General features: G+C 36.8%; 14 protein-coding genes. 8 read left to right on the plus strand and 6 right to left on the minus strand.

Features of this window, described 5'->3' with window-relative positions; translation table 11 throughout:
* Nucleotides 1-2: 2 nt before the first annotated feature.
* The 4 genes from ABJ955_RS06150 to hemH all read right to left on the minus strand — a co-directional run bounded on the left by ABJ955_RS06150 (nucleotide 3) and on the right by hemH (nucleotide 4,541).
* A complete protein-coding gene (locus tag ABJ955_RS06150; RefSeq protein ID WP_347373718.1) occupies nucleotides 3-1,460 on the minus strand; it encodes an ATP-binding protein in 1,458 nt (485 codons plus the stop codon).
* A gap of 92 nt (nucleotides 1,461-1,552) precedes the next feature.
* Complete coding sequence (hemJ, locus tag ABJ955_RS06155) at nucleotides 1,553-2,092, minus strand: protoporphyrinogen oxidase HemJ (RefSeq protein WP_347373719.1); 540 nt, start codon at nucleotides 2,090-2,092, stop codon at nucleotides 1,553-1,555.
* A gap of 33 nt (nucleotides 2,093-2,125) precedes the next feature.
* Nucleotides 2,126-3,472, minus strand: coding sequence for an MATE family efflux transporter (locus ABJ955_RS06160; protein ID WP_347373720.1), 1,347 nt, complete (start codon nucleotides 3,470-3,472; stop codon nucleotides 2,126-2,128).
* A gap of 31 nt (nucleotides 3,473-3,503) precedes the next feature.
* Nucleotides 3,504-4,541 carry a ferrochelatase gene (hemH, locus tag ABJ955_RS06165; protein ID WP_347373721.1) on the minus strand — a complete coding sequence of 346 codons (1,038 nt, stop codon included), beginning with the start codon at nucleotides 4,539-4,541 and terminating at the stop codon, nucleotides 3,504-3,506.
* Between the two features lie 276 nt (nucleotides 4,542-4,817).
* On the opposite strand from hemH, the gene ABJ955_RS06170 reads away from it, so the two are divergent.
* Entirely contained in the window at nucleotides 4,818-9,809 is a 4,992-nt protein-coding gene (locus tag ABJ955_RS06170) for an ExeM/NucH family extracellular endonuclease (RefSeq protein WP_347373722.1), read from the plus strand.
* A gap of 157 nt (nucleotides 9,810-9,966) precedes the next feature.
* Here ABJ955_RS06170 and ABJ955_RS06175 read toward each other — a convergent pair whose 3' ends face one another.
* Together ABJ955_RS06175 and ABJ955_RS06180 are read right to left on the minus strand one after the other, a co-directional pair.
* The gene (locus tag ABJ955_RS06175; RefSeq protein WP_347373723.1) at nucleotides 9,967-10,599 is read right to left on the minus strand and encodes an NAD(P)H-dependent oxidoreductase; all 633 of its coding nucleotides are present in this window, start codon (nucleotides 10,597-10,599) and stop codon (nucleotides 9,967-9,969) included.
* 193 nt (nucleotides 10,600-10,792) lie between these two features.
* Nucleotides 10,793-11,683: an AraC family transcriptional regulator gene (locus tag ABJ955_RS06180; protein ID WP_347373724.1), complete on the minus strand. Its 891-nt coding sequence runs from the start codon at nucleotides 11,681-11,683 to the stop codon at nucleotides 10,793-10,795.
* A gap of 193 nt (nucleotides 11,684-11,876) precedes the next feature.
* On the opposite strand from ABJ955_RS06180, the gene hemA reads away from it, so the two are divergent.
* The 7 genes from hemA to hemF are packed head-to-tail and all read left to right on the plus strand — an operon-like array spanning nucleotide 11,877 to nucleotide 17,897.
* A complete protein-coding gene (gene hemA, locus ABJ955_RS06185; protein ID WP_347373725.1) occupies nucleotides 11,877-13,145 on the plus strand; it encodes a glutamyl-tRNA reductase in 1,269 nt (422 codons plus the stop codon).
* Nucleotides 13,142-14,053 carry a hydroxymethylbilane synthase gene (gene hemC / locus ABJ955_RS06190; RefSeq protein WP_347373726.1) on the plus strand — a complete coding sequence of 304 codons (912 nt, stop codon included), beginning with the start codon at nucleotides 13,142-13,144 and terminating at the stop codon, nucleotides 14,051-14,053. Before hemA ends, hemC begins: the two co-directional genes overlap by 4 nt.
* Nucleotides 14,054-14,072: 19 nt before the next feature.
* Nucleotides 14,073-14,726 (plus strand): uroporphyrinogen-III synthase, encoded by a 654-nt coding sequence (locus tag ABJ955_RS06195; RefSeq protein WP_347373727.1) that lies wholly within the window; start codon nucleotides 14,073-14,075, stop codon nucleotides 14,724-14,726.
* Nucleotides 14,719-15,747 carry a uroporphyrinogen decarboxylase gene (gene hemE, locus ABJ955_RS06200; RefSeq protein WP_347373728.1) on the plus strand — a complete coding sequence of 343 codons (1,029 nt, stop codon included), beginning with the start codon at nucleotides 14,719-14,721 and terminating at the stop codon, nucleotides 15,745-15,747. Before ABJ955_RS06195 ends, hemE begins: the two co-directional genes overlap by 8 nt.
* The gene (locus ABJ955_RS06205) at nucleotides 15,748-16,233 is read left to right on the plus strand and encodes a hypothetical protein (RefSeq protein ID WP_347373729.1); all 486 of its coding nucleotides are present in this window, start codon (nucleotides 15,748-15,750) and stop codon (nucleotides 16,231-16,233) included. It abuts the gene before it with no gap.
* Nucleotides 16,234-16,983: an EI24 domain-containing protein gene (locus ABJ955_RS06210; RefSeq protein ID WP_347373730.1), complete on the plus strand. Its 750-nt coding sequence runs from the start codon at nucleotides 16,234-16,236 to the stop codon at nucleotides 16,981-16,983.
* Nucleotides 16,983-17,897 (plus strand): oxygen-dependent coproporphyrinogen oxidase, encoded by a 915-nt coding sequence (hemF, locus tag ABJ955_RS06215; protein WP_347373731.1) that lies wholly within the window; start codon nucleotides 16,983-16,985, stop codon nucleotides 17,895-17,897. The genes ABJ955_RS06210 and hemF overlap by 1 nt, the downstream gene beginning before the upstream one ends.
* The last annotated feature ends 24 nt before the right edge of the window (nucleotides 17,898-17,921 follow it).

Consider the following 17,921-nt stretch of genomic DNA (forward strand, 5'->3'; position numbering starts at 1 on the left):
GCTTAAAGCATTGCAGGAAACGAAACTTTAAAAGTTGTTTTTTCTTCGGAAGAATTCAAAGTTATTGACCCGCCATAGGTTTCAATAATGTTTTTCACCATTCCCAAACCAAGGCCCATACCACTAGTTTTGGTGGTAAATTGAGGCTCAAAAATACACGCTTTATTTTCTTCAGGAACGCCAATACCGTTGTCGGTGACCATAATGATAACATAGGTTTCTTCTGTTTTAACTGCTACTTCAATTCTAGGTTCTAACGGATTTTTTTGTGCAACAGATTGAATGCTGTTTTTCACCAAATTTGTAACCACGCGGATTAGTTGGGTTCTATCAAAACGTGCACGAACTTCTTTTTCTTCTGAAAAGAAATAGATATAATCCTCATTAAAAATATCGAGCGCTAACTTACTTATTTTTACAACATTTAGTGTTTCATCTTGCTGGGCAGGCATTTTAGCATAGGTTGAAAAGGCAGACGAAATAGAGCTTAATGTGTCTATTTGCTGAAGTAAAGTGTTAGTATACTCTGCCATTTTTTTATCAATATCGGGCTCATTACAATCAAATTTACGCTGAAAACTTTGTACGGTAAGCCGCATAGGTGTCAATGGGTTTTTAATTTCATGAGCTACTTGTTTTGCCATTTCGCGCCATGCCGTTTCGCGTTCGCTTGCAGCTAGTTGGGCGGCACTGTTTTCAAGCTCATCAATCATACCGTTGTAGGCATTTACAAGTGTTGATATTTCTTGAGGGGTATCGCTTATATGAATTTTCTGGTTTCGAGTATCGAAGCGAGTTTCGGAAAGTTTTTCACTAATTTCTTTTAAAGAACGCGTTATATATTTTGATAAGAAATAAGCCATGATAATGGCAACAATTAGCATAAAGAAATAGGCAACACTCAGCCTGTACAGATAATCTGTAAGTTGTTTTGTTATAAAACCATCGTCTTCAATGTATGGTAAATTTAGAATTGCGAGGGGCTTAAAATAATTGTCAGTAATGTAGGTATAGGAAGATTGATATTTTTGCCCGTCTTCCTCAAATTCTTTTATATAACTTTTTATGGGTGAATTTTGAAGCGCCTCCAACTCATGATTTGGCATTTTTGGAGAAGCAGTAACTTTAAAAAATGACGGTTTTGAAGATTTTAAAAGGTTTCCTTGAAGATCATAAAGATAAATTTCTAATCCGTGTATGTCTTTGATTTCGTATATTTTATCTTTAAATATTAAAGGAATCTGGTCAGTTTCAACAGGGTAGGTTGTGGTTTTTAAAATGTAATTAATATTTTCCCGAATGGCAGCTTCTTTTCGTAAAAGACGATCGCGATGATAATCCTGGGCTTCATTTTTATATTGAAAAACAGTTACAATAGCAATAAGCACGGAAGCCCCTAAAACTAGGAGAAGCATTGAAAGAAAGATGCGTGTGCGTAGCGATTTTTTGTAAAAGTACATTTACATTTTTTTGAGAAAGAAAGATAACAATAATTAAACCAATATTTCAGCTTCAATTCAACGACCAGTTGTTAAGCATTGCTAAAGCGAGTTTAATTTTCCCTAATTCGTTTATAAATTTTATACCCCATCATTAATAAAATTGCAAAAACGATGATGCCAACGGTGCCATAAACCCAGTTAGTGCCATCTTTTAGAATTACCAAAAAAACCACCGAAAACAGAATAATTGTAGGTGCTTCATTAAAAAGACGCATAAAATTGGAGCTGTGTTTTACTATGCCGTTTTGCAATTGTTTAAAAATTTGATGGCACTTAAAGTGATAAATAACTAAAAGCACCACGAAAGCTAATTTTACTTGCATCCATGCATCCCCTAAAAAAAACATACGCATGGATATGAGCCAAATTCCAAAGAAAAGGGCTAAAATCATGGAGGGCCAGGTAATAATATTCCAAAGGCGTGAAGCCATAATTTTAAGCTGTTCGCCTAAAATTTCTTTGTCTGGAGAAGGTTTTTGCGAAGCTTCAATTTGGTATACAAACAAGCGAACAATATAAAAAAGCCCTGCAAACCAAGTGATAATAAAGATGAGGTGTAGCGATTTTATGTAAGGGTAATATTGTTCCATTAATGCTTTAGAATTTTTTATAAAATTATGGTTTTATAATTTATTTTTCAGTGTTTTACGAATTTCTCGATTTAAAAAATAGCCCGTAACTATGGTTGAAAGTATATCTGCCGCCGGAAAAGAAATCCAAACGCCCAATTCCCCAAAATAATAAGGCAAGATAAAAATCAAGGGGATAAAGAAAAACCCTTGCCGTGTTAATGTTAGAAGCAAGGCAGGAACAGCTTTTCCAATAGCTTGAAAATACGCCGAACCAATAAGTTGAATTGCAATAATTGGGGTTGCTGCAAAAACCCATCGCATATAGTGTGGGGTTTCTGAAAGTATGGCTTCATCTGTAGTAAAAACCGAAACGATGGCTTCTGGGAAAATCATAATTACCACAAATATTAATAAGCCCAAGCCACCCGCATAGAGTATTGCTTTGTTAATACTTTCACGAACCCTTGCAAATTTATGCGCACCATAATTGAAGCCTGCAATAGGTAAAAACCCTTGTGTAACACCCAAAACTGGAAAGAGTGCAAACATTAGCATACGCGCAATAATACCATATGCTGCTACGGAAGCTTCACCGCCAATATTGTAAAGTATGTTGTTCATTAAAAGATAGGTAACACTTACCACGGCTTGTCTTGCAAGAGTAACAAAACCCAATGCCGACATTTCTTTAATAATAGAAGCGCTTAGCCCAAAATGCGACAAACTAATTTTAAGTTCAGACTTTCCACTTAAAAAGAACCAAAGCACATATAGAAAACACAATCCATACGAAATAGTGGTTGCCCAAGCAGCTCCCGCCATTCCCATATCCAATAAGTTGATAAGCATATAATCTAAAACAAGGTTTCCTACGGAAGGAATAATCATTGCAACCATTGCAAATTTTGGCTTTCCTTCGGCACGAATTACATTGTTTCCCATCATACAAAGCGCCAGTAATGGAATTCCATACAGCACAATGCGGTAATAAATTTTTGCAGGTTCAAAGATGGCACCCTTTCCCCCAAAAGCAGGAATAATCTCGTTAATATATGCTAAACCAAAAACCACCATTAAGGTGGATAGTAATAGGGTAAGTGTTATTTGGTTTCCAAAAGTTTTTAGTGCTCGCTCTTTATTTTCTGCTCCCAAAGCACGCGAAATTATTGAAGATCCGCCAATCCCGATAGCCATCCCAAGGGCAGCGATAAAAAAAGAAACAGGTAAGACTACATTAATTGCAGCAATAGCAATGGAGCCAATCCAGTTTCCTACAAAAATGGTGTCTACCAATATATTTAAAGACATAACCAAAATCCCGATAGATGCCGGTACAGCTTGCTTTATCAATAATCTACCAATGGATTCGGTGCCTAGCGCAGCGGATTTATTGTTCATTATTTAGTGTTGTTTTAAACTTTTAGGAATATTAAGCGATTGCAGTTTTTACATCCACAATGCGCCACGTATCAATCCAGCCTGTTAAAACTTCTACCCAATCATCACGATCATTCAAACAAGGAATTACGGTTAATTCTTTTCCGCCTGCTTCATGAAAAATTTCTTCACCTTCCATGGCTATTTCTTCAAGAGTTTCAAGACAATCACTTACAAATGCTGGAGTGACTATAGCCATCTTTTTAACACCCTTTAGCCCCATTCTCTCAATAGTCCTATCGGTATAGGGTTGTAACCAAGGGTCAAAACCTAGACGCGATTGGAAGGATGTTGAAAATGTACCGGGAGCAAGTTTGAGTTTTGCCGCTACCAGAGCCGTTGTTTTTAAACACTGATGGCGGTAGCAAAATTGATGCGCTTTGGAGTCTGTTACACAACAACTACCGTCTATTTTACAATGGCTTTTTGTGATATCGCTTTTGCGAATATGTCGCTCAGGAACACCGTGATAACTAAATAAAAGGTGTTCGTAATCTAAGTTTTCTAATTTTTCTGAAATGCTTTTTGAAAGTACTTCAATGTATTCTGGTTTGTTATAAAATGCTTCAAACGAAGTAATCTTTAAATGTGGAAAAAATTCGCTTTTCAGCTCCTCTACCTTTACGTCAATTGTTTCTGTGGTTGCCATGGCAAATTGTGGGTAGAGGGGAATGGTTAAAATTTCATCAACCCCTAGATCTACTAATTCCTGAAGCCCTTTTTTTAAAGTCATACTGCCGTAGCGCATTGCCAAAGCAATAGGAACAGTGGTTTTTTGTTGAACTTTTTTCTGAAGGCGTTCGGAAATTACAATTAAGGGTGAGCCTTCATCCCACCAAATACGTTGGTAGGCTTCCGCAGATTTTTTGGGACGAGTATTCAAAATAATGCCTCGCACCAAAAAGGAACGAAACCAAAAAGGGACATCAATAACCCGCGGATCCATTAAAAATTCGTCGAGATATCTTTTTACATCTTTAGGGTCGGTACTGTCCGGCGAACCGAGGTTTACGAGGAGAACTCCTTTCATTTGAAGAAAATTTAAGCAAAATTAGTCTTTTAAAAGGGAAAGCTCAAAGGAAGAAGAGATAATTAAATTATGAGCTTATAAAGCTTCTCGATGACAGTAGTTTTCTTTACTGAAATTTATCTGGCTGCTTGTTTTAAAATTGGCTTTGAGATTTTTTTACTTTGCAACTTTAAGTAATGGTTAAGTCTACTTAATGATATCCACATGCTTTGCGCTTCACTAAAAAACATAACTATCTTCGCCCAAAAAAAATAATCTATTAATTATTTATAAGAAATGAAACAATTCAACTCTTTACTTATTTTTTTAATGTTTTGCATTTTTTCGAATGTAATGATTGCACAAACTGCAATTGGCCTTGAAGATTTTGATGGAAATGAAATTAATTTAACTAGCACGGCAAATGTTGCTGATTACGGTATGGCTGGCGGTACTGGCGGGGATGTTTTTGGTCGAGTAGATGGGCAGCTTGGAGGAGTAGGTATGCCATTTGATGTTGCAGACGACACTCAGTTTGATGTTGGTGGCGGTGGTGCTGGGGCTAGTTTTCCAGGAGATCAATTAGGAATTGCTGGAAAAAACTCCACAGCTTTTTTTGCCTTAAACGACATGGATGGTGTTGGGGTTAATAATGCTGTTTGGACGTTTTCTGGTTGGGGCTCCGCAGTTATTAGTTCTATAACAGTAGATATTGCTGCAATGGGCGATTTTGAAGCTGCTTCTAGCGACGGCTTTATTATTGAAGCAGCAATAGATGGAGGAACATTTCAAGAAATATTTAAAGCTTCAACAAATGAGGCTGCTTTAAAAACATATCGCCCCTTAGACGGTGGTTTTGTTTTTATAGACGATGATCCATTAGAATTATTTATTGATGGAAGCACTACTGCTGTTGGTTTTCTTGATAAATCTGATGTAGCAACAGGTAATTTTGACACCTATACGTCTTCACTTTTAAACGGGCAAACGGCTACAGAAGTTCAGATTAGAATACGATGGGAAGGTACTCCTAGTGGTTCAGAACCTATGGGAATCGATAATATTACCGTTAATGGTAGCCTAAGTGGTGGAACACCACAATTAGTAATTTCAGAAATTATGTATAATCCAGCAAGTTCTGAAGATAATTGGGAATGGATAGAAGTTTATAACGCTGGGGCTGCCGCTGTAGACCTTACAGGCTTTGTAATAGACGATAACAATGGCGTAGCTCATAGTGTAGCAAATATTGCTGGCGGAACAATTGCCGCTGGATCTTCTGCTGTTTTATATAATGTAGATGATGTAACTGCTACAGATTTTACAGACGCTTGGGGAGATGTTGTTCTTATTCCTGTTACTAATTGGGGAGCAATGTCACTAAATAATGGTGGCGATACTATTGGGATATGGGAAGACTTCACAGCTTATTCTGGCGATAATGTTGCTCAACTTAATACAATTGAAAACGTAACTTACGACGATGCTAATGGCTGGCCAAGTGATGACAACTCGGGGTCAATATTTTTAAATGACCTAACGGCCGATAATAATCTAGGTGCTAATTGGACTCTTAGTACAGATGGAGCTACAACGCCTCTTTTTAACGCATATACAAGTAATGCTGAAGCTGGAAATTCGGGTTCAGATATTGGCTCACCGGGTGTGAATGCAGCTGGTGTTCAACAATTACTAATTAGTGAAATAGTAGTGACTCCAACCGCAGCAGAGTTTATAGAAATCTTTAATCCAAATGCAACTGCAATGGATTTAAGTGATGTGTATATTACAGACGCTACTTTTGCTGGAAGCTCAACCTACTACTACAATATTGTTACTGGCGCTAATGCAGGTGGTGGTAGTTTTGGCGATTTTTTTGCCCGTTTTCCTGATGGGGCAACTATTGCAGCTGGTGCATACCAAACAATAGCAATTGCTGGTTCAGATGGGTATTTTGCTGCCTATGGGTCTAATCCAGATTACGAGCTTTTTGAAGATAATGCTACTGCAGATGGCATAGCCGATATGCGTGAGGCCCTTCCAGGTTCTATAAATAATCAAGGTGGTTTTACAAACAGCGGTGAAGTTGCAATTCTTTTTTATTGGGATGGAACTACAGATTTAGTTACAGACTTAGATTATGTAGTTTGGGGAGATACTGCCGAAGCTGTAGATAAAACAGGAGTTGCTATCGATGGTCCAGATACAGATACTACAACATCTACTTACAACAATGATACAGCATTAAGTTCACAACAAATTGTAAGTGCTTCTGCTCATGCGAGTGAGCAATCTTTCCAAAGACAAGATTTTTCTGAAGGCAGTGAGCTTGCTACTGGCGGGAACGGCGCAAATGGTCACGATGAGACTTCAGAAGATTTAATGAATACTTGGTGTTCTTCAGCAGTTACTCCAGGGGCTGAGAACTCTTGCGGTGTTGTTCCTCCAACGGTTGTGTTTGTTCACGAAGTACAAGGGAATGGACCAACAACTCCATTGGCAGGGCAAACGGTGAAAGTGTCTGCTATTGTTACTGCAAATTATCAGAATAGCGATCAGTTAAGCGGCTTCTTTATTCAAGAAGAAGACACTCAAGTAGATGCCGATCCAAATACTTCAGAAGGTGTTTTTGTGTATTGCAACAGCTGTCCCGATGCAGTAAACGTTGGTGATTTAGTTGAAGTTACTGGTTTGGCGGTAGAATTCTTCGGAATGACCCAAATTGATGTTACAGTGACTGGAGGTTTAGTTTCAATATTAAGCAGTGGAAACACACTTCCTACAGAAGCTTCAATAACATTACCTGCAACATCAAGCACAGAAGCAGAAACTACTTTCGAAAACGTGGAAGGAATGCTTGTAAATATAACGACCAATCTTGTGGTAAGTGAGTATTTTGAATTGGCGCGTTACGGAACATTAATGCTTTCAGCAAATGAAAGAGCACATCAGTTTACACACGATAATGAACCAGATGCTGCAGCCTATTCACTTTTCTTAGACGAGTTAAATAAAACTAGAATTATATTAGACGACGATACTAATATTCAAAATGCTCCAACAGCGGGAGCTTCAGATAAAGCTTATTTTTGGCCAAGACCTGGTTTAAGTAATTCAAGCTTAATTCGTGGTGGCGATCAAATTAGCAATCTGAAAGGAATTATGCATTGGTCTTTTTCTGGGCAAAGTGGTACAGATGCTTGGAGAATACGTCCAGTATTAGATGTTTATAATTACGATTTTACTGCTGTAAACCCAAGAGTAAACACGCCACCTGTTGTGGGAGGAAACTTTAAAGTAGCAAGTTTTAATGTGCTTAATTACTTTACCACTATTGATGCTCGTGGAGCAGATTCGCCAGCCGAATTAGGTCGTCAACGTGAAAAAATAGCTTCTGCTATTTGTGCGTTAAACGCAGATGTTGTTGGGCTTATAGAAATTGAAAATAATGGTGCGGCAGCAATAAATGATCTTTTAAACGGAACAGGAGGTATAAACGAAAGTTGTGGCGCTACGTATGCCGCAGTAAACGCAGGTATTATTGGAAGTGATGAAATTGCAGTCGCTTTTATTTACAATACGGCTACAGTTACTTTAGAAGGAGCGCATGCTATTTTGGATAGCTCGGTAGATCCACGTTTCTTAGACGATAAAAACCGTCCAGCTTTAGCACAGACCTTTAAAGAAACTGCTTCAGGAGCAAAATTAACGGTTGTTGTAAACCACTTTAAATCGAAAGGTTCTTCTTGTGACGATGTGGGGGATCCAGATTTAAATGACGGTTCAGGAAACTGTAATCTTACACGTACTAATGCAGCCGCTGCTCTTGTAGATTGGCTTGCAACAGATCCTACAAATAGTAACGATCCAGATTTCTTGATTATTGGTGATTTAAATTCGTATAAAAATGAAACTCCAATTGATGCAATTAAAGCAGGAGCAGATGATACTGAAGGTACTTCAGACGATTTTACCGATTTATTAGAGAGTTTAGTAGGGCCAGACGCCTATAGTTATGTGTTTGATGGCCAGTTGGGTTATTTAGATTACGGGATGGCAAGTGCTAATCTTGTAAGTCAGCTTACTGGTACTTCTGCTTGGAATATTAATGCCGATGAGGTTAATGTTTTTGATTATAACGATGCTATCCAAGATGCTGGTGAATCTTCTTTTGAACGCGAATCGGGTGTGCTTCCTGTGTATGAACCTAATATGTTTAGAGCTTCAGACCACGATCCTATTTTAGTGGGAATGAATCTTGATCCTGCAAATAACGCACCTGTAATTCAATGTCCATCAAATATAACTACTCCCGTAGACGCTGGTGTTTGTGGTGCTGTAGTTACTTTCTTAGATGCTACTGCAACAGATGTTGATGGCGATTTAGATACCGTTATTCAAACTGGAGGTCTTAGCTCTGGTAGCGAGTTTCCGGTAGGTGTTTCAACCATTGAATACACTGCTACAGACCTAAATGGAAATGCTGTTATTTGTGCCTTTACAATTACTGTTGAAGATACAGTAGCTCCAGCATTAGTATGTGAAAATATTACTGTTGAATTAGGCGCAGATGGTACTGCTGCTATTCTACCTGAAGATGTTCTTTCTAGCAGTTTTGACGCTTGCGGAATAGCTGCTTTAGCAGTAGACGTTACTGAAGTTTCTTGTACAGATATAGGAACACCAGTTAATGTAGTGGTTTTTGCTGAAGATGTAAACGGAAATATTTCACAGTGCTCTGCAACCGTTACTGTTGTAGATACTTTAGCTCCTGTTGTAAACTGCCCAAGTGATATAACTGTTGATCCAGGTGCTGGTAATTTATATTTTGAAGTGCCAGATTACTTCGCTAATGGCGAAGCTTCTGCAACAGATAATTGTACAGATCCGCTTACAATTTTTACTCAAGCTCCCGCTGTAGGCTCATTGCTTGCAGATGGTGTTTATGAAGTTACACTTACTGCTGAAGATGAATATGGAAATATAGGCGAATGTACTTTTAATATAACTGTAGAAAGTGTTTTAGGAGCTCAAGACAATACTTTTGATACCTCAGTAAGCATTTTCCCAAACCCAGCTTCAAATAAAGTTACTATCCTAAAAAATCAGGCAATTACTTTAAATAGTGTAGTTGTTTATGATGTAACAGGAAGATTGGTAAACTCATTCGATTTAAGTAAAATGGGTCAAGAAGAAACCCTAGACATTTCTTCATTAGAAGCTGGAATTTACCTTTTCCAGATTAAAGGAGATGAAAGTGCAATTGTAAAACAATTGATTATTGAATAGTGTTAGTTTAAAGTTGATTGAGACCGTCTACTTTTTAGTAGACGGTTTTATTATTTAAACACCTTTTGAAATTTAAAAAAATAAAAACCCCCAACATTTCCGTTAGTATGGAAAAGTGGGGGTTTTTCAAAGGAACAATTTAATAACTCTAAATATTCTATTTTATTTCTGTGATAAATTCCTCTTTTGGGGTACGTACTTTTTTCATATTTACGAGCCAATCTCCAGCCTCATCACGGTATCCTAAGGTTAATATCAAGTTGCTTTTTAAGCCTTGTTCTTTTAATCCTAAAAGTTCATCTACAGCTTCAGGAATAAATCCTTCCATTGGAGTAGCATCTACTTTTTGCTCGGCTGCAGCTGCTATTGCCATACCAAATGAAATATATGCTTGTTTTGCTGCGTGGTTTGCATGCCATTCTGTGCTAAGAGGCTCATACATCCCCCAAAGCTTTTCTTTATAGGCATCCATAGTTTCAGGAGGTAATCCACGTTCCTGTACTGTATAGTTGAAAACAGACTCTATTCTATCTAAACTATACCCATCCCAAGCCGCAAAAACCAATACATGCGAAGCATCTGTAATCTGGCTTTGATCCCAAGCTACAGGCTTTATTTTTTGCAACAATACTTCATTTGTAATCACAAATATTTTATAAGGTTGCAAACCCGAAGAAGATGGAGCCAAACGTGCCGCTTCTAATATATAATCCAGTTTTTCCTGCGGAATGGTCTTCCCATTCATTTTTTTAGTGGCATAACGCCATTGTAAGTTTTCTACTAAATTCATCTTTTATGCTATTTATTTTTCATACTTCCAAAGTACATTTATAACCTACTATTAAATAGTTGGTTTAATAAAATGAAATAAAATTTATGGAAGGTTTCCCAATAAGCGGGAAAATTTTTGACAAAATTACTTCTTTAAAATAAAGCTTTCAAAAAGGAGTGACTTTAAAAAACAATACAACTATTAGGATTATTTATACATTCAACCCCATCAAAAACTTTTTTGGTGTTGTACCAAATTTCTTTTTAAAAGCAGCTATAAAATGGCTAGCGGTACTATAACCAACTTTTAAGCCCACTTCGTTTACATTATGCGAACCTGTTGCCAAAAGTTGACGCGCTACTTCCATTTTATAATCAAATAGAAAACTAAAAACAGAATCGCCATAAATTTGTTTAAAACCTTCTTTTAAGCGGTTTATAGGTAGGTTTATTTCGTCTGCCAATTCTTTTAAAGTGGGTGGTTCCGCCATGCGGGAAATCATTATTTGCTTGGCTTTTTTAATTTTTGAAACATTGTCTTCATCAGCCAAAAATGGACATTGCTCAATATCTGCGTCCGCGGGGCGATTAAAATAAAGACTAATCAGCTCGTAGGCTTTTCCTTTAAAATAAAGTGGCTTTATGGTTGGATGAAGGTTGTAATTCATCAATTGGTTTAGTACAATGGCCATAGAAGGCGAAATATGTGCGTCTTTATAGTATTTGCGGTCTTTATTTTCTTCACTTAAAAAGGTTATGTAATTCGCTTCTGTTGAAAAAAGACTGTGAAATTTATTTATAGGAAGCAATACCGAAAGCAGCCATGAATTTTTATTAAGGATTAGGTTTATAGGCAAGTCACGTTGTGGATTGTATAGCAATAATGAATTCTCTTCAGAAATGGGAAGAGTGTAACTCCCTTCATTAAAAATAAACGAAGCAGCGCCTTTTATACAAAAGTGAAACTGAATGAAATTAGCACTTACTTCACGTTTAAAAGTTTGGTTTTCACTGGTTTCATTGTTGAATTTTAAAATGAAGAAACCGGCTTCAATAGTTGTTTCTTCATAAAAACTTTGAGCGACATTTTTTTGAAAATCCATAGCGCTTTTGAAATGATTTTATTTAGAACTGTTCTAAATAATTTTATGGTTTAATTATCTTAATACCGCGAATTTAGGGCATTATAATATGAAAAATCACATATTTAGTCCAATTTTAACAGACAACGACACAAAAGATGCCGCTAGCGTTATTTTTTAAAAAACAATGCCCTTACATTTGCCTTGTTTTTATATGGAAAATAGTCCCAAAACATATCTTGAGAGTTCACCCGAAGGAAATTTTTACGCCATTGGGCTCAATTATAAAAAAGCAGATGCTGAGGTTCGTGGGCGTTTTAGCATTAACGAATCAGCAAAAGAACGTATCTTACTTCAGTCTAGTGAAGAGAAAATTCCAGCACTTAGCGTAATATCTACCTGCAATCGTACAGAGCTTTACGGTTTTGCTAAACACCCTTTTCAACTTATAAAATTACTTTGTGAACACACCAACGGCACCGTTGAAGACTTTGAAAAAGTAGCTTACATTTATAAAAATAGAGAAGCAGTTTCGCATCTTTTTAAAGTAGGTACCGGTTTGGACAGTCAAATTCTAGGAGATTTTGAAATAATAAGTCAGCTTAGAAAGAGCTTTCGCGAATCTAAAAAGCATGGTGTTATAAATCCATTTATGGAACGTCTTGTAAACGCTGTAATTCAAGCAAGCAAGCGGATTAAGAATGAAACTGGAATTTCCTCTGGCGCCACTTCGGTAAGTTTTGCAGCAGTTCAATATATTATGGCACGTGTGCCCTATGTTTCAGAAAAAAACCTGTTACTTTTCGGAACAGGTAAAATTGGGCGAAATACCTGTGAGAACCTCATAAAACACACTAAAAATAAACACATAACCCTTATAAACCGAACAAAAGATAAAGCTGAAAAGGTTGCTGGAAAGTTCAATTTAGTGGTAAAAGATTATGCCGATATACAAAGCGAAATCGCCCAGGCAGATGTGCTAATAGTTGCCACTGGCGCACAACAACCTACGATTTCAAAAGAACTTCTTTATTTAAAAAAGCCATTGCTTATCTTAGATCTTTCCATTCCAAAAAACGTTTCAGAAAATGTTTTGGAAAATGAAATGGTTACCCTTGTTCACTTAGATGATCTTTCTGCGGTAACCGATCAAACGCTTGAAAAACGTGCAAAACAAATTCCGCTTGCAGAGGAAATTAATTATGAAATTGAAGCTGAATTCAATAAATGGGCAGAAAACAGAAAGTTTGCGCCTACCATTAAAGCGTTAAAAGTTAAGCTTGCAGAAATAAAAGCTGGCGAAATAGATTTCCAAAGAAAAAAAATAAATGGCTTCAACGAAGAACAAGCTGAGATAATCAGCGACCGCTTGATTCATAAAATTACAACCCATTTTGCCAATCATTTAAAAGGCGAAGAAGGCTCACACGAAAGTATCGAACTCATAAAAAGAGTTTTTCAACTTGAAACTACTACAAATTGAAAACAATACGCATTGGAACCCGAGACAGCGAACTTGCACTCTGGCAAGCCAATACTGTAAAAAATCAGCTTGAAAATTTAGGTTATGCTACACAACTTGTACCCGTAAAATCTGAAGGGGATTTGGTTTTAGACAAACCACTTTATGAAATGGGCATCACCGGGATTTTTACAAAAACCTTGGACGTAGCAATGCTAAGCGGAAACGTAGATATTGCCGTACATAGCATGAAAGATGTGCCAACACAATTACCAAACGGGATTGTTCAGACTGCAGTTTTAGAACGCGCCTCTTCAGAGGATATTTTAGTAATCAACGAAGCGGTAGATTTTGATAAACCAAGCACAATTGCCACAGGAAGCTTGCGTAGAAAAGCACAGTGGCTTAATCGGTACCCTAATCATACCGTTGTAGATTTACGCGGCAATGTAAACACGCGGCTCCAAAAATTAAAGGATAATAATTGGGAAGGCGCCATTTTTGCAAAAGCTGGCTTGCAGCGAATTAACCTATTACCCAAAAAAATTATAGATTTAAATTGGATGCTTCCTGCGCCATCACAAGGAGCAATGGTTATTGTGGCTTTGCAAAATGATGCTTTTTCTGTTGAAGCAACTGCAAAATTAAACCATAGCGCTTCCGAGATTTGCACACATATTGAACGTGAATTTTTACGAACTTTAGAAGGCGGTTGTACCGCACCAATTGGTGCGTTTGCAGAAATTATTAAGGATGAAATTTTGTTTAAAGGCTGTCTTTTTTCATTAGATGGAAAAACAAAATTAGAGCTTGAAAAAACGATTTCTAAAAACGATTACCTCCATTTTGGAAATGAATGCGCCTCACAACTACTAAAAAACGGGGGACAGGAATTGATGCTAAAGATTAAAGAGCAGATCAATAACTAAATTTTTAAAAATTGTTTTAATGAAAAGCGTGCTTTCAACTAAAAAACTGAGTACTTCTCAAAGAGAGTTGCTGATAAATGCAAATACTTCGTTAGTTGATTACAATGCCATTACTATTAATTTTAAGGCTTTTAAAGCACCTACGTTTATTGAAAACGCAATTTTTACAAGTCAGAATGCTTTTTTAGCAATTCAAGATTCAAAATTTATTATTCAGAATTGTTTTTGTGTAGGCGAAAAAACAAAATTGCTTTTAGATAAAAATAATCAAAAAGTGGTTAAAAAGACTGAATATGCCTCCGAATTAGCCGATTATCTAGTGAAAAACCATAAAAACGATTCTTTTTACTTTTTTTGTGGAAACATTCGAAGCGATGAAATTCCTTCAAAATTAAAAGACAATACTATTGCTTTTGAAGAAATTCAGGTGTACACAACAAGTCTAAATCCAAAGCATTTTGAAAAGCAATTTGATGCTGTTTTATTTTTCAGTCCAAGTGGCGTGAGAAGCTTTTTTTTAGAAAATAATAGTATTCAAAATAATGCCATTTGTATTGGAAATACAACAGCTTCCGAAGCAAAAAAATATACCAAAAATGTAGTAATATCAAATACTACAACCGTGGAAAGTGTGCTTGCTAAAACGGTAGAAATATTCAAAAAACATGATTAAGAACGACCTATTTTTAAAAGCCCTTCGTGGGGAAACTGTGGAAAGACCACCGGTGTGGATGATGCGCCAAGCTGGACGCTATTTGCCTGAATTTCAAGAAATAAAAGCGAAATACGATTTTTTTACACGCTGCCAAACTCCTGAGTTGGCAAGTGAAATTACTGTACAACCCATACGCAGATACGGGATGGATGCTGCCATTCTGTTTAGCGATATTTTGGTTATTCCACAAGCAATGAACATTCATGTGGAAATGAAACCTGGAATTGGTCCCTGGTTGCCAACTCCAATTCGTTCGGCTAAAGATATTGAAAGTGTTATTGTTCCAGATATTCAGGAAACACTTGGCTATGTTATGGATGCCATAAAAATGACCAAGGAAAAACTAAATAACGAGATTCCATTAATTGGTTTTGCGGGTAGCCCGTGGACAATTTTATGTTATTGTGTGCAAGGGCAGGGCAGTAAAAACTTTGACCTTGCTAAAGAATTTTGCTTCACCCAACCTTTAGCAGCGCATCAATTACTTCAAAAAATAACAGATACCACCATACTATATCTAAAAGAAAAAGTAAAAGCGGGCGTAAATGCAGTACAAATTTTCGATAGTTGGGGTGGGATGCTTTCACCAACCGATTATCAAGAGTTTAGTTGGAACTATATACAACAAATTATTGATGCTTTAAAGGAGGAAACTCCTGTAATTGCTTTTGGAAAAGGGTGTTGGTTTGCACTAGATACCATGGCAAAAAGTGGTGCTTCGGCTTTGGGTGTAGATTGGACGTGTTCGCCAAAAAATGCACGTTATTTAACAGGAGGAAAAATTACCCTTCAAGGAAATTTTGATCCAACGCGCCTATTTAGCCCTCCTTCTGAAATTAAAAAGATGGTAAAGCAGATGATTGATGAATTTGGAAAAGACAGCTATATTGTAAATTTAGGCCATGGTATTTTACCAAATATTCCTTTGGAAAATGCAGCTGCTTTTATTGAAGCGGTTAAAGAATACAAGCAAAATTAAATGTTCTGGCGGATATTTAAAAAGTTAGATTTTAAACAATTATTTGGACTTTTTTGGATGTTTCTAAAAAATCCAATGGTTGCTTTTCCAACTGTTTTGGCAACAAAAAAGTGTATGAATATTGCATACAAAGAATACGGAAGCAAGCACCATTTAAGCAATAAAGCAAATGCGTTTCGGCATGCGCTCTGGGTGGTTTTAATAATTCAGAAGAGTTTAAAATGGCGTAAAAATGAAGAAAAAATAAAAGCATGGGCATTGAAATTTACCAGCTGGCATGAAGATTTTTCTCCAAACAAACCTTTAGAACGTGCAATGGATTTGCATAATAATAAAGTAGGAATTACTTTTTTTGATGAAGTAAAAGGTGAAAATGAAGCAGCTAGTATTACTTTTTTAAAAGAAAAAGCTTCCGAAGCAAAACAAATTAAAGCTGTTGAAGAAACAAACAATCATAAAAAATCACTTGTTTTTATAACTGAATAAATGATTAAAAACATCTTAAAAGGCATACATGCATACACTGGAACTTTCAAGCTCATCAATAAACTTGGGCTTTGGAAATATTTTGGGGTTCCTATGGCAATTAGTTTTTTTACAGCGGTTTTAATAGGCTTTACAGCGTGGGGATTGGGGGATAATCTAGGCGCATATATTTCAAAAATATGGTTTTGGGAATGGGGTTCAGAAACATTTAGAACCCTTGGCAACTTTATTGGCGCATTATTAATTATTGCTTTGGGCCTTATTTTATACCGTCATATTGTAATGGCATTGAGCGCGCCATTTATGAGTCCTGTTTCAGAAAAAATTGAAAAACATCTTTTTGCAACAACTCATTTGCATAGAAACACAACAAATGCCGAACAACTTTGGCGTGGAATACGCATTAATGTTCGGAATTTGTTGATGGAGCTTTTGCTTACGATTCCCATAATATTGATTGGTTTTATTCCTATAATTGGGATTGTTTCTCCAGTTTTATTATTCCTTGTTCAAAGCTATTACGCAGGTTTCGGGAATATGGATTACACGCTAGAAAGGCATTATAAATATTCAGAAAGCATTCAATTTGTAAAGAAAAATCGTGGTTTGGCCATTGGCAACGGCATGATTTTTATGCTTATGCTTTTAATTCCAGTTGTTGGGATAATTTTGGTATTACCACTTTCGGTAACTGCGGCGAGTACTGAAACCTTAAAGGTTTTGGAGACCGCGAAATCAATTCAGAAATAATGAAAGAACAATTTGTAGCATATATAAAAAACTTACAGAACCAAATTACTTCTGCTTTGGAAGAAATTGACGGGAAAGCAAAGTTTAAAGAAGATATTTGGGTGCGTCCGGAAGGGGGTGGTGGACAAACCCGTGTGATTGAAAACGGTTATGTTTTTGAAAAAGGTGGGGTGAATATTAGTGAAGTTCACGGTAAATTACCCGAAAGTATGCAGCAGTATTTTGGTGTAAAAGACGCTGATTTTTTTGCCTGCGGCCTTAGTTTGGTGCTGCATCCTAAAAACCCTTTTGTCCCTACAGTACATGCCAATTGGCGTTATTTTGAAATGTATGACCAAGCAGGTAATCTTGTAGATAGTTGGTTTGGTGGCGGCCAAGATTTAACGCCTTACTATCTCTTTGAAGAAGATGCCATTCATTTTCACCAAGTTTGTAAAAATGCCTGCGATAAACACTCCCAAAATTTTGAGACTGATTTTTACAAAACATACAAAAAACGTTGCGATGAGTACTTTTGGAATGCACATCGGGAGGAGGCTCGTGGAATTGGCGGTTTATTTTTCGATTATCTAAAAGAAAGCGCCACGATGAAGATGGAAGACTGGTATGATTTTGTAACTGAAGTAGGAAATAGTTTTTTAGATAGCTACCTTCCTATCGTTGCAAAAAGAAAAGATAGTTCTTATTCAGAAGCAAACCGAAATTGGCAAGAAATACGTCGTGGACGTTATGTAGAATTTAACTTAGTGCATGACAAAGGCACGCTTTTTGGCCTAAAAACCAATGGACGGATTGAAAGTATTTTGATGAGCCTTCCGCCAGCTGTGCAATGGAGATATGATTTCCATCCAGAGGCTGGAAGCGAGGAGGAGAATTTGGTTGAGGTTTTAAGAAACCCAAAAAGTTGGGTATAGCTAAATGTCTTCTCGAGCGCAGTC

The organism is Aequorivita sp. Q41, assembly GCF_039831855.1.
Classification (GTDB): domain Bacteria; phylum Bacteroidota; class Bacteroidia; order Flavobacteriales; family Flavobacteriaceae; genus Aequorivita.

Bases quoted from the DNA above. Each gene is read 5' to 3' on its own strand.
- ABJ955_RS06150 (WP_347373718.1), bottom strand. From the start codon at position 1,460: ATGTACTTTTACAAAAAATCGCTACGCACACGCATCTTTCTTTCAATG.
- ABJ955_RS06210 (WP_347373730.1), top strand. From the start codon at position 16,234: ATGATTAAAAACATCTTAAAAGGCATACATGCATACACTGGAACTTTC.
- hemJ (WP_347373719.1), bottom strand. From the start codon at position 2,092: ATGGAACAATATTACCCTTACATAAAATCGCTACACCTCATCTTTATT.
- ABJ955_RS06195 (WP_347373727.1), top strand. From the start codon at position 14,073: ATGAAAAGCGTGCTTTCAACTAAAAAACTGAGTACTTCTCAAAGAGAG.
- ABJ955_RS06175 (WP_347373723.1), bottom strand. From the start codon at position 10,599: ATGAATTTAGTAGAAAACTTACAATGGCGTTATGCCACTAAAAAAATG.
- hemH (WP_347373721.1), bottom strand. From the start codon at position 4,541: ATGAAAGGAGTTCTCCTCGTAAACCTCGGTTCGCCGGACAGTACCGAC.
- ABJ955_RS06180 (WP_347373724.1), bottom strand. From the start codon at position 11,683: ATGGATTTTCAAAAAAATGTCGCTCAAAGTTTTTATGAAGAAACAACT.
- hemE (WP_347373728.1), top strand. From the start codon at position 14,719: ATGATTAAGAACGACCTATTTTTAAAAGCCCTTCGTGGGGAAACTGTG.
- ABJ955_RS06170 (WP_347373722.1), top strand. From the start codon at position 4,818: ATGAAACAATTCAACTCTTTACTTATTTTTTTAATGTTTTGCATTTTT.
- hemF (WP_347373731.1), top strand. From the start codon at position 16,983: ATGAAAGAACAATTTGTAGCATATATAAAAAACTTACAGAACCAAATT.
- ABJ955_RS06205 (WP_347373729.1), top strand. From the start codon at position 15,748: ATGTTCTGGCGGATATTTAAAAAGTTAGATTTTAAACAATTATTTGGA.
- ABJ955_RS06160 (WP_347373720.1), bottom strand. From the start codon at position 3,472: ATGAACAATAAATCCGCTGCGCTAGGCACCGAATCCATTGGTAGATTA.
- hemA (WP_347373725.1), top strand. From the start codon at position 11,877: ATGGAAAATAGTCCCAAAACATATCTTGAGAGTTCACCCGAAGGAAAT.